Genomic DNA, 12,542 nt, shown 5'->3' with positions numbered 1-12,542 from the left:
TATTTTGATTAGTTGTATTATATATTACGTTTGTCTTTCTTCTTGCCTCTCTTTCTTAATTCAACAACTCATTTTCATCTGAATTAATAGCTCTTGCAATAATGTTATCTGGAAGCGATTTCTTTGCTTTTGCTCCCATTTTCTTCAATCTTTCTACGCTCGAAATCAGATTTCCTTTTCCGTCAACCAATTTATTCATGGCGCTTTCGTATTCGGTTTTGGTATCTTTTATTTTGTTTCCTATTCGAACTAAATCATTTACAAAACCTTCAAATTTATCATACAAAGCTCCTGCTTGTCTTGCAATCTCTAAAGCATTTTCTTGTTGTTTCTGATTGGTCCACATACTGTCAATAGTTCTTAAAGTGGCCAAAAGCGTGCTTGGTGTTACAATGACAATGTTTCGGTCAAAAGCTTTGGTGTATAATGTTGGATCTTCATTTAAAGCAACAGCAAAAGCTGGTTCCATCGGAATAAAAAGCAGAACAAAGTCTGGGCTTTCCATTTGATACAAATCGTGATAGTTTTTGCTACCCAACTGCTCGACGTGTCTTTTTATAGAAATGACATGTTCTTTAAGGAATTCTATTTTTAAAAGTTCCGATTCTTCGTTTACCCATTTTTCATACGCCGACAAAGAAACTTTAGAATCAACAATCATTTTTTTACCGTCAGGAAGATTAATTACAACATCGGGCAAAACGCGGTTTCCTTCACTATTTGTAAAGCTTTGCTGTACTTCGTATTCTCTTCCTTTTTCTAATCCTGATTTTTCTAGAACACGTTCCAGAACCAATTCGCCCCAATTCCCTTGCATTTTACTATCGCCTTTTAATGCTTTGGTAAGATTTAAGGTTTCCTTGCTCATTTGTGCGTTCATTTCGCTCAAACCAATTATCTGCTGACGAAGCGCTGCATGATAATCAATGCTTTCTTTATGTGTCTGCTCTACTTTCTGCTCAAAAACCTGAATTTTATCTTGTAAAGGCGTCAAGATATTTTTCATGTTTACAGTATTTTGTTCAGTAAATTTTGCCGATTTTTCTTCTAGGATTTTATTGGCTAGGTTTTCAAATTCTTTGGTAAATTTTTCCTGAAGCTCGTTGATTTCGCTTTTTTGCTCTTTATGGCGTTCCCATAAATTTTCAAAATCTACTTCTTTTTTAGAAAGCTGAATTGCCAGACTGTCTTTTTCTGTTCGAATATTTTCTTTTTCAGAAATATTAAATTGCAATTGTTTCTGAAAATTATTTTTTTCGTTTTCAAATTGTTCTTTCAGCATTTGCAATTGATTATTTAAGGCATTTAATCTCTCCTCAGAAATAGCTTTTTCCGACTGAAATTTTGATACAGAAAGCATTCTGCCTAAGTAGATTCCCGCAAAAAGCGCCACAACAAAACCTAATAAAAACGGTATATAATCAGACATAACTAAGTTTATTTTACGTAAAAATACTCAATAATGCTTAGTACTTGATTTTTAAAATAGAAATTTCACGAATTGATTTTCAAATCCAACTAAACCAACATTTTATTTTTTTTGAAAAAAGTTTAACCTCAACGCAACCTTTTTTTAAAAGTGCTATCTACAAGATATAAACCTATTAAAATGATTATGAAAAAATTAATGCTTGGCTTATTTGTAGCCTTTGGATTCAGTGCTTGTTCTCTTAATGACGGAAATAACTATGTAGATTGCGGAGCTAATACAGCTGTAAATTTTACTGGTTTTCCTTTTGCATGTAATTATAGTGTAAAATCAATGCCTAATAATCCTGCTGCGGCTGTTATTGTATCTCAAGAAAAAATGGATGAGTTTTTTACAAAACATGATAACAGTTGTCCGGTTGCAAGTGACCCAAATATTGATTTTACCAAAGAATATCTTGTTGGAATTTTTGCAGGCGCAAAACCTACAAGCGGGTATGCCATCAAAATTACTTCGATTGTAGAAAATAATTGTGAAATCGTTGTGAATTACTACGAAAAAGCTCCTGCTGAAGGCGAAAATGTAACACAAGCTCCTACTTATCCTTATGATTTTGTTTTGATTCCGAAAACGGCAAAAGGAATGATTTTTAATAAAACAACAGAAAGTGCAGACAATATGATTATTGGAAGTTTCAATAATAAATGTTTAAGTTCTGACTGCCAAAAATTCTATCAGATTAACGATTATAACACTTTAAAATTCTTAAATGTTGGTGCTAATCAATATGATTTTGGACAATATCGATATACTCCGACAATTAAAAGAGGCGAATATACTTCATTCTTAAAAAGTGTTCCTGCTGAAATCTTGGCTTTAAAAGGAAAAACTAAAACTTACGGTTCTCCAGATGCTGCAGATCAAGGCGGAATTTATTTTGAACTTCGTCAAGGCGCAAGTACAACTAAAGTTTATATCGACAATAATGACACTGAAGATCAGAGTACAGAAGTAAAACTTTTCAAAAAAGCGATTCAAGAAAAAATTACAAGTTTAAAATAATAATTCGGTCATGAAGAAACTCTTTTTATCTTTTGTTATCTGTTTTCTTTTTACATCAATGATTTCTGTAAATGATTCTAAAGAAGCTGCTGGATCAATAGTAAATACTTGGACTTGGGAAAAATCTATAGGAGGATCTAATAATCCTTATGTAGCAACTCCAAAAACAATTGGATTTACTAAGAAAATTATTTTCACCCAAGACGGAAGGGTTATTACTTACAAAAACAATATAGAAATTAGAAACAGTGCTTATCAGATAGAAAAAGGAAAAGGATATTCTGATCAGTCGGAACACGATCTAATAACGTTTGAAGGCAAAACTTACGTAATAGAAAACCTTGACAATCAAAACCTAACCATTGTAAGCAACTGTCAAGATGGTGCTCGAACTATTTTTAAAAGATAGTTTTGTAAGCTATTTAAAACTATTTTTGCAAAATCAAATTTGAACCATTTCTTGAAAGACGAGTTAGAAAAATATATCAAACTGTGCATGAAAAATGACAGAGAGGGACAGCTGAAAATTTATCAGTTGTTCTCTCCTGTTTTGTATGGTATATGTTTGAAATATATGAAGAACGAAGATGATGCGAAAGACGTTTTTCAGGAAGCATTTGTAATTGCCTTTCAAAAAATAAGCCAATATAAATTTGAAGGAAGTTTTGAGGGATGGCTAAAACGAATCTTTATAAACAAACTCATCGAAACTTTAAATAAAAAGAAAAAAGAAAGTTTCTTTTTAGATGTTTTTGATCCTGATACTGATTTTATTGAAGAAGAGGAACTGGAAGCTATTCCGATAGAACAGGAAAAACTGCTCGAATATATTCGGGATTTACCAGATCAATATAGAACGGTTTTTAACTTGTATGTATTTGAAAAAATGAAACACAGAGAAATCGCCGAACTATTAAAAATCTCCGAAGGAACATCAAAATCAAATTTAAATCGCGCCAAACACATATTACAAAAGCGAATTTTGAGCATAAAAAATTTTAAGATAGCATGAAGAAGCAAAAAATAGAAGATATTTTTTCATCAATGGAAGACTTTTCGAGTGTTCCGCCTCCAGAATTATGGAGTCAGATTGAAGAAAAATTAAATAAACCTAAAAAGAAGAAGAGAGTTGTTCTTTGGTGGTCGGCTGCTGCATGCTTATTATTAGGGTTGCTTCTGCCTTCAATTTTACATTTTACTGATTCATCTGAAAATACAAACCTCAACAATGGCAATTTAGAAAACAGCAGAAATAGTGTTGTTATTGACAAAGAAAAAAATGGCATTCAGAATACCAAAGATTTAAATCAAAATAAAAATACTGGCAAAGCAATAGATTCATTACATGAAAATGATGCAAAGAACCAATTCAACATTGACTCACAAATTCAAGTTCAAGAAACTTCTGTAGCAGAAACAAACTCTAAGAACAAAACCGATAAAAAAGATTCTAAATCTAATACAGTAGTTCCTGCAAATGTTCTGAACCAATCTGTTGCATATCAAAACTCAGGTTTATCAGAAGAAAAATCAATTGTAAAATCTTCTAAACAATCTAGTACAGTTGTTCCAGCAAATGCTGCGAAACAATCTGTTGCATATCAAAATTCAAATTCGGAAGAAAAATCAATTGTAAAATCTTCTAAAAAATCTAATACTGTAGTTCCAGCAAACACTCCGAACCAATCTGTTGCATATCAAAATTCAGGTTTAGAAGGAAAATCAAGTACAAAATCTTCTAAACAATCTAATTTAGAAAATAAAGCAAAGCTTTCTAATAAAGGAATTTCTGAAGAACAGATTGCATTTGGAAAACAAAGCAAGTTTAATTCGTCTGCAAAAAAACAGCTTTCAAATTCTATTTTTGAAGAGCAACTTGCTCCCAAAAACAATAAAAATATTGCCTTCAATAATCAGCGTTATTCTTCAAATAACAACCCTTTTGCAAACAGTAATGCGTATAATTCAAACAATGCCATTACGGGTAAAAATGAGAATAAGCGAACAGATAAAGCAATTATCATAAAAGACGATCTGAAAATTACCAACAGTTTAAGTAAAACAGACTCTATGCAGCTGGCTGAACTTCAGAATTTAGAAAAGGGAATTTTGACTCCAGAAAAGGAAAAAGAAGAAAAAGCGAAAAAAGATAATTTGATTAACAAAAAAGAAAGATGGGCAGTTGCCGTTTTTGCGGGTGTGGCAAGTTCTGAAAACACTAAAAACGAGAAAACTTTAGGTAACGTAAACGATTCTAAACAATCTAATTCTTACGGTGTAAAAACAAAATACAGCATTAACAAAAAATGGGCTGTTGGTTCTGGATTAAAAATTAGTGAATTAGGTCAGAGTGTTGCCAATGTATCGTATTTAAGCGCTAAAAGCAATGCTTTTTTTAATCCTGGCACTCTAAATGCCGATAGTAATAACAGTCCCGTTGTTTCAGCAGACCCGTCAAGCCAAGGTTATCTTTTTATTTCAAATAGTACAAAAGAAGCTTTGAAAAATGAAAACGTACAAACTGGAAAATTAGATCAAAATTTAAGATATGTTGAAATGCCACTTGAGGTTTCTTATTCTGTCTTTAATAAAAACAAAGCCAGCATTAACTTAAATACAGGAGGTTTTGTGGGTAAATTAATTTCTAACAATGTGGCTTTGGACGGACACTCTATTGGAGAAAATGTAAATGCTAATAATTATGTTTATGGTTCTACTTTGAGCAGTACGGTGCAATATCGTGTATATAAAAAGACCAATGTTTTTGTTGAACCTGCTGTAAATTATTATATCAATCCGTTAAACAGCCAGTCTTTCAACCAGTTCCAATGGGGATTAAATTTTGGACTGAATGTTAATTTCTAAAGTAAATTTGTAGTAATTTTCAAACTATTTTTAAAATAGATTTTTATGAATTTTACCATTGGCTCAGCTGATTTAGTATTGAGCAAAGAAAGTATTTTTGACAAAGCTGATTTGCAGATGACTTCTTTAGAGAAGGAAAGCGAAAGTGAAGAATACAGTGCATTTCGTTTTAAGTTAAACAATAAAAACATTTGCTATAGAGAGGCGAAAATTACCCCAACCAAAACGGGACAGTTCGTTACATTATGGAAACGAAACCAATCAGGTATAATTGAACCTTTTGATTATTTGGATAATATTGATTTTGTAATTGTGACTGTTAGAAAAGATCAAAATTGGGGACAGTTTATCTTTCCGAAGAAAACTTTACTTGAAAAAGGTATTTTCTCTACCCAAAATAAAGAAGGCATTAGAGCTACAAGAGTTTATCCGCCGTGGGACGAAACCACAAGCAAACAAGCACAGAAAACGCAGAAATGGCAATTGGATTATTTCTTTAACTTTTCAGATCAAAGCAAAATTGATTTAGAGGAATTTAAAAAAGTATTTATGTAAAAAAGGCAGTCTTAAATTAGACTGCCTTTCTGTTTTTATAATCGATTTTATTTCTTAATAACTTTGTCTTTATAAATCACTTTATTGTTTTCTGTTACTGTATAGAAATAAACTCCAGAAACTAGGTTTCCAACAGCAACAACTGCGGTGCTAACTTCCGATTCATTTTTAACACTAATCGGGTTTCCAATAGCACGACCATTAAAATCATATAATCTGATTTTAAGATCTCTTCCTTGCGTAGTTTTTACGTCAAAATTCAAAACATCTGTTGCAGGATTTGGATAAGCTTTTACAAAATATTTGTTTTTTCCAAAATCAGGCGTAGAAAGCACATCTTGTTTCAATTGGAATCGGGCAATTACAGGTCCGTGATCTGATGTTGTTGTGGTGTAATTTGCAATATCATTTCTTGGGTCATAAACTGCAATTGAGTTAGCAATATAATCATCATTCAATTCATTAGAAATTAAAATATGATCCAAAAATCCTTGTGAACTTAAAAAACTATAAGCTCCAGCCTGACTAATACCTAATGTTAAAGCATTATAATTAGTCGTATCATCTACAAATTTCTTATAAGAAGAAGCTGTACTTGCGTTTCCAACCCAAGCTTTTACATCATCATTAAAATCTCCTAAAAGAATTAAATTTGCATCTGGATATTCAGCATCTAATGCATCTTTTAGATAGTCGATATCATATTTGCGCTGATTGTACTCCTTTATAGATGTCCCGCTATTTGCACGTGCATGAAGATCGATAAGATTTATGTCTTTTTTAATTCCGCCAATATTAGCTTCAACTTGAACTAAATAAGGAAGACGTCCTGATGAGAAAAAACTATCATCATTAAGTTCTGGAGTTCCTGTTCCTGGATAGTTTGGTAAAACTACCGTATGAGCTAAAATTTGATCGTATAAATCTTTAAATAATACTTTTGTGCTTTTTACAGTAGTCGTTTGCGTATTATAAATTACAACTAATTTTTGAGGTGGAAAATAGGGATCTAAAGGCTTAAATGAATAAGACCAAGAAGTTGAAGTTACTTTATCAAATGTTTTTCCGTTAACGCTAATTTTTTGAATTAAAGCATCTAGTGCTGGTTCATCAGAAACTTCCTGAACAACATAGACGTCTGCATTCAATTTGTTCATTACTTTGGCAACGTTTTCTATTTGCAACGCATCATTTGTTGGTCCAAATTCTTTACCAGTTTTATCTTTAACATCAGAACCAAAAAATTCTAAATTATAAGATACTACATCATAAGTATCTACTTTCAATATAGAAGTTCCAGTAAATGAACCTATTTGTTTGTTTAAAGAGGTTCCTGTAACAGTTAAAACACCAGAAATAGTTGGCTCTTTTGTTGTTGGGGCAAATCTCGCATAAACTGTTTTTCCAGTTAATGCATCTGCAGAAGAAATAATAATGCTTGATGAAAATGAAATATTATCTAATGACAATTCGTATGAAGCGGGAGCCTCAATAGTAATATCTCCATAGCCTGCCGCTGCAAAAACAAAAGTTTGACTAGCAGAAACCGAATTTGGACTTACATCTGCAAAATCTAAGCGCGGGTTAGAATCCACATATTTTGATTCATCAATAATAGCAAAATCATCAAAAGACCATTCCGCAGCATTATCATTTCCGCCAGAAGTGGTTTCGTAAACCCAAGCCAAATAAGTGTGATTTGTTTTATAAGCTGATAAATTTATATATTCAGATTTCACATAACTTCCCGTATCTTGTGGAAATCTTCCGTTTATCGGTGTCCATGTTGCTGTATTTGGGTCACTTACTCCATCATAATTGGTTGAAACCATTAATTTTAAAGATGGGCCATCATAAAATTGACGAGAATAAAAAGATAATAACGGAATTTGAGTAAAACCATCTAAACGTAATCTAGGAGAAATTAACCAATCTTTACTAGCGCCGCTGTCTGAAAATCCGTTCATTAAAACAGCTCCAGTTCCGGAGTTAACATTACGCGACTGATTCGTGTAAGCCCATTTGTTTATTGGCCCTGCTTCATTATATTGAGACCATTTACTGTTTACAAAAACATCTGGATCGTCAAAATTTTGTACAAAAGGATTTACTCCAAGAGCTGTTAAAGAAACTATTTTAGTTGTACCTCCAGTTGTTTCATGAGTGATTGTTCCCGAGAAACTGCCAATTGCTGTTGGTGTAAATTTTACATAAATGGTTGGTGTAGCATTCGAATCAAAATCAGTAGGAACAAATGTCAAAGATGATGAAAATACAGTATTATCTTTTGAAATAGTAAAATTTCCTGAAGATGTAAGCACTACATTTGCGGTAAGATCTGAAGCTCCTATCTGATAGCTTTTAATTAAAGGATCAAAATTTGGTTCAGTACCTCCTAAATTTAATGAAGAAATAGATGGAGATATAGCAGGAGGCATCACGTTTAGTGTTGTCACATCTACTCTATTTACTGATGCTTGGATATTTCCTGCAATATCTTCTGATATAGAAAAAACAGAATATGCTGTGCTTAAAGGCAATCCTGTAAAACTTGCCACATATTCTTGAGCAGAACTTGTGACATCAAAAACTCCTGCTTTTAAAACTTCACTTCCATTAGAATCTTGACCTGCTTTTATTTGTGCAATTGTTGGTTCTGCACTACCATTTGGAAGTAGAACATAATACGTTTTTCCAGCTTCATTTATTCTACTAACAAAATCAAAACTATCTCCTAAAACATTTGCTGTTTTTGGATATCCTGAAATATTTACTGGTGCTAAATCATCTTCTGTTACATCTATTTTACCAATAGCAAAAGCAGGACGAGAACCTGCTCCTGAAACTTGTCTAGATATCCATCGTACTTGAATTACTGGCTTATTATCACATTCGGCAGGTAATGTCACTCTTATGTGCTCAGTTTGCAACGGATCACTTTCCTTTGTACGTGTTGTTGTATTGTTACGAAATAAACTTTCAGATAAGGTTATAAAGTTTCCCGTTTCACCCACACGATATTGTAAAGCCATCTCATTAATACGATTAGTTGTAGTTCCTGCAACATATGGATTACGAACTACCATTGCATCATATTCTACCTGTACTCCTGTATGCATTTCTGTCTTTAAAGCAAGAACTATAGATTGATCTAGATAAGTTGAGGCATTTAAAAAACCAATTTTTTGATTATAATTATAAATATTCCCTCCAGAAGAAGATGCTGATCCACCCGAACTCATGGTTTTATCAGAGGTAACAGTAGTAGTAAAATTTGAAGGTGTACCTAAACTGGAAGGTGTACTTGCATTCCAACCTTGAAAACCATCCGGATAAGTAGTAGATGTTACTGCGAATGTATCAAAATATTGTTTAAAAGGTATGCTTTGTGGCGCTGGATTTGTCTGGGCAAAAAGATCTCCAGAAATACAACAAAAAAAACATAAAAGAGCCAAAAGGCGCGAAAAGTAAAGTTTTTTCATACGTTAAAAAATAGAGTTTTTAGAGTTCAAATTTATAGTGTTTAAAGTTAAGTGAATATTACAAAAACATAAACTTAATGTTTACAATTTTATAAATATTTTTCATCAAAACTTAATTCAACGCTAAATATAATAAAATAAAACCAACAAAAAAGGCACAAAACAAAACATTATTCAAAACAACTAAAACACGCGAAAGCCTCTAAAACGCTACGTTTCCTACAAATAAAACAGATTTAAAAACTAAAAAAGCAGTAAACTTTCGCTTACTGCTTTTACTAATTCAAAATAGTATTTTATAAAAAATATTAAACCGCGGTATAACCACCATCGGCAATAATATAACTTCCTGTTGTAAATGATGATTTATCAGAATTTAGAAAAACTACCAGTTCGGCAACTTCTTCTGCAGTTCCCAAACGGTTCATTGCAGATTTTGCTGCAACGGCCTGCATCATTTCTTTATTTAAATTATCTTTTAAAAGTGCTGTTTCAATATAACCTGGTCCAACAGCATTACAACGAATATTTTTCTGAGCATATTCTACTGCAATATTTTTAGTCAAACCAACCACACCGTGTTTACTCGCTGTGTATGCAACGCTATTTGGCGCAGCTACTTGTCCATGAATTGAAGCAATATTTACAATACTTCCACCACCATTTTTCTCCATTTGTTCCAATTGGTAACGGCAAGCGTAAAAAACACCGCTCAAATTTAATGCAATAACTTTATCCCAAGCTTCTGGATCGTATTCTCCGGTTGGTTTTGCCTGCCCTCCCATTCCTGCATTGTTACAAGCAATGTCCAATCGGCCGTATTTTGAAACTGTCACCTCAACCATATGTTTATTGTCGGCTGCGCTCGACGAATCTCCCTTTACGAAAAAAGCTTCTCCGCCTTTTTCCTTTATCATTTTTACAGTTTCTTCACCATTTTCTACATTTATATCAGATACTACAACTTTTGCTCCTTCTCGAGCGTAGGCTTTTGCTACTGCGCGTCCAATTCCTGAACCACCGCCAGATACAAAAGCTACTTTATTTTCTAAAAGTGCCATTTTATATATGTTTTTAAATTGATTCCTCTAATTTACGAAGATATCAACCGATACAGAAGCTTTAAAATGAGTTTACAATAACATTAACGCCAACCGCTAATCTTATGTTATTTAGCATTAAATTGACTTCTTTTTATTTAAAATTTCGTAGTATCTCGTTCGTCTTCATCCAATTTCATGTTTCCGCGATCTTTGTGATTATCAGGATGTGAGTTTGGATATCGATTTGGCGTAATATCAGAATTACGATCTTTGTTCTCAACTGTTTTGTTTGCCTCTTCTTCCGTTTCAACTCCACGGTTTGCATTTGGATTATCTGGATTTATTTGATGAAGAGTTTTATGAATATCTTCATTCTCGTTTCGTGCTCTTTCTACAATCTTTTTATCGCCGTCTGCATCTGTAACCATTTCTTTGTTCAATTTGGCATCTTTTAATTCTTTATCGTGCGAAACGTTTTTTCCTTTAGATTCGTCAATATTTTTCTGCGTTCCGTTTATCTTTTTTGTTCCTAAATTATTCGTTTCCATGGCATTATTATTTTTACATTCAACTTTATAATATTACGAATTCTTACTGCGAAAAAATTACGACTTCGGGTTGCTTTTCTTTTATAATTGCCATCTACTTTTTTATTCATTATCTTTATTCAAAGCAACTTAACAACCTTAATTATTATGAACTTCTTCAAAATCAAAACCAGCTGGTCAAATTCTGAATTTATCTTAATCAAATTTTGCATGGCTTCTGCTTATATTTTAATTGGCAGTTATTTTCATGAATTTTTCGAAAACTATTATTCGGTTTTAATCGCCATTTTTATTGTTACCGTAATTTGGTTTGTCTACCAATGGCTTAAAAAAATGAAATCACAAAAGCCGTAATAGTTTTAATTTTAGGAAAGAAACTATCTTTGCAAAAAATTAAAAATGCATCGACACTTCATTCTTTTTAAACCTTACGGCTATTTGAGCCAATTTATTTATGAATTAAAAAGAAAGAAAAAGCTTTTGGGCGAATTGTACGATTTCCCAAATGGAACAATGGCAATTGGAAGATTGGATGAAGATTCTGAAGGATTGCTTCTTTTGACTACTGATGGAAACATGAGCGAACTCGTTCGAAGTAAAAAGGTTGAAAAAGAATATTACGTTCAAGTTGACGGATTAATTACTCCAGAAGCAATTGAACAATTACAAAATGGTGTCGAAATTGGACTTGACGGTGGAAAATACAAAACGAAACGCTGTAAAGCATCTATCGTTACCGAAATTCCAGATTTTGGAGCGAGAGCCAAAAAGATAAGAGACGAACGTCATGGTCCAACTTCTTGGGCATCTATCACGGTAAGAGAAGGGAAATTTCGTCAAGTTAGAAAAATGACTGCTGCAGTTGGTTTTCCAACACTTCGTCTAGTTCGCGTTCGAATAGGAAATGTATATTTGCAAAACCTTAAAGCAGGTGAAGTTTTGGAAGTTTCCGATTTCGAATTAGAAAATTAGTTAATTAGAAAATGTGCCAATTAGATAATTTCCAGAAACTCATAACTTATAACTCATAATTCATAACTAAAAAAGATGTTAAACGTTGTTCTCGTAGAACCAGAAATACCAAATAATACCGGAAATATTGGCAGATTGTGTGTAGGCACAGAAAGCCGTCTTCATTTAATACATCCTTTCGGATTTGTGATTAATGACAAAAATCTAAAACGTTCTGGATTGGATTATTGGGTTCATCTTGATGTTACAGAATATCAAAACGTAGAGGAATGGATTGCTCAGATTCCAGATCATTCTCGCGTATTTTTAATGAGTTCGCATTCTGATAAATCCTATTTAGAAAATGAATTCCAAGATGGTGACTGGTTGGTTTTCGGGAAAGAAAGCGTTGGTTTGAGCGCAGCATTTATGGCAAGATTCAAAAATCATTTAACGATTCCAATGTCACCACTTATCCGTAGTTTTAATATTGCCAATTCGGTTGCTTTTATTGTTGGAGAAGCGAAGAGGCAAATTGGATTAAAGAAAATTTAATTGTTTATTTGCTTCATCAGAATAAGCAAATTAAAATCCTTATTTAATCTTT

The 12,542-nt window shown here is 32.7% G+C and carries 11 protein-coding genes; 7 read left to right on the top strand and 4 right to left on the bottom strand.

Annotated elements, in window-relative coordinates:
• Positions 1-55: 55 nt before the first annotated feature.
• Positions 56-1,429: a DNA recombination protein RmuC gene (rmuC, locus tag DMB71_RS03645; RefSeq protein WP_111363796.1), complete on the bottom strand. Its 1,374-nt coding sequence runs from the start codon at positions 1,427-1,429 to the stop codon at positions 56-58.
• A gap of 186 nt (positions 1,430-1,615) precedes the next feature.
• On the opposite strand from rmuC, the gene DMB71_RS03640 reads away from it, so the two are divergent.
• The 5 genes from DMB71_RS03640 (at position 1,616) to DMB71_RS03620 (ending at position 5,911) form a co-directional block, all read left to right on the top strand.
• Positions 1,616-2,491: a protease complex subunit PrcB family protein gene (locus tag DMB71_RS03640; RefSeq protein ID WP_111363864.1), complete on the top strand. Its 876-nt coding sequence runs from the start codon at positions 1,616-1,618 to the stop codon at positions 2,489-2,491.
• Between the two features lie 10 nt (positions 2,492-2,501).
• Positions 2,502-2,900 (top strand): hypothetical protein, encoded by a 399-nt coding sequence (locus DMB71_RS03635; RefSeq protein ID WP_111363795.1) that lies wholly within the window; start codon positions 2,502-2,504, stop codon positions 2,898-2,900.
• A gap of 87 nt (positions 2,901-2,987) precedes the next feature.
• Positions 2,988-3,503 (top strand): RNA polymerase sigma factor, encoded by a 516-nt coding sequence (locus DMB71_RS03630; protein ID WP_239452918.1) that lies wholly within the window; start codon positions 2,988-2,990, stop codon positions 3,501-3,503.
• Positions 3,500-5,356, top strand: coding sequence for a hypothetical protein (locus DMB71_RS03625; RefSeq protein WP_111363791.1), 1,857 nt, complete (start codon positions 3,500-3,502; stop codon positions 5,354-5,356). Before DMB71_RS03630 ends, DMB71_RS03625 begins: the two co-directional genes overlap by 4 nt.
• Before the next feature lie 45 nt (positions 5,357-5,401).
• Positions 5,402-5,911: a MepB family protein gene (locus tag DMB71_RS03620; RefSeq protein ID WP_111363789.1), complete on the top strand. Its 510-nt coding sequence runs from the start codon at positions 5,402-5,404 to the stop codon at positions 5,909-5,911.
• 47 nt (positions 5,912-5,958) lie between these two features.
• On the opposite strand, the gene DMB71_RS03615 is transcribed toward DMB71_RS03620, so the two are convergent.
• From DMB71_RS03615 to DMB71_RS03605, 3 genes are all read right to left on the bottom strand, one after another.
• Complete coding sequence (locus DMB71_RS03615; protein ID WP_111363787.1) at positions 5,959-9,393, bottom strand: T9SS-dependent choice-of-anchor J family protein; 3,435 nt, start codon at positions 9,391-9,393, stop codon at positions 5,959-5,961.
• A 308-nt stretch (positions 9,394-9,701) separates the two neighbouring features.
• The gene (locus DMB71_RS03610; protein ID WP_111363785.1) at positions 9,702-10,454 is read right to left on the bottom strand and encodes an SDR family NAD(P)-dependent oxidoreductase; all 753 of its coding nucleotides are present in this window, start codon (positions 10,452-10,454) and stop codon (positions 9,702-9,704) included.
• A gap of 137 nt (positions 10,455-10,591) precedes the next feature.
• Complete coding sequence (locus DMB71_RS03605) at positions 10,592-10,984, bottom strand: hypothetical protein (RefSeq protein WP_111363784.1); 393 nt, start codon at positions 10,982-10,984, stop codon at positions 10,592-10,594.
• 399 nt (positions 10,985-11,383) lie between these two features.
• Between DMB71_RS03605 and DMB71_RS03595 the strand changes: the two genes are divergently transcribed.
• On the top strand, positions 11,384-11,956 hold the full coding sequence (locus tag DMB71_RS03595; RefSeq protein WP_111363781.1) for a pseudouridine synthase: 573 nt from the start codon (positions 11,384-11,386) through the stop codon (positions 11,954-11,956).
• A gap of 75 nt (positions 11,957-12,031) precedes the next feature.
• A complete protein-coding gene (locus DMB71_RS03590) occupies positions 12,032-12,490 on the top strand; it encodes a tRNA (cytidine(34)-2'-O)-methyltransferase (RefSeq protein WP_111363763.1) in 459 nt (152 codons plus the stop codon).
• Positions 12,491-12,542: the final 52 nt, after the last annotated feature.

Source organism: Flavobacterium tistrianum (genome assembly GCF_003254545.1).
GTDB lineage: Bacteria > Bacteroidota > Bacteroidia > Flavobacteriales > Flavobacteriaceae > Flavobacterium > Flavobacterium tistrianum.
This window is presented reverse-complemented; position numbering and strand designations above follow the sequence as displayed.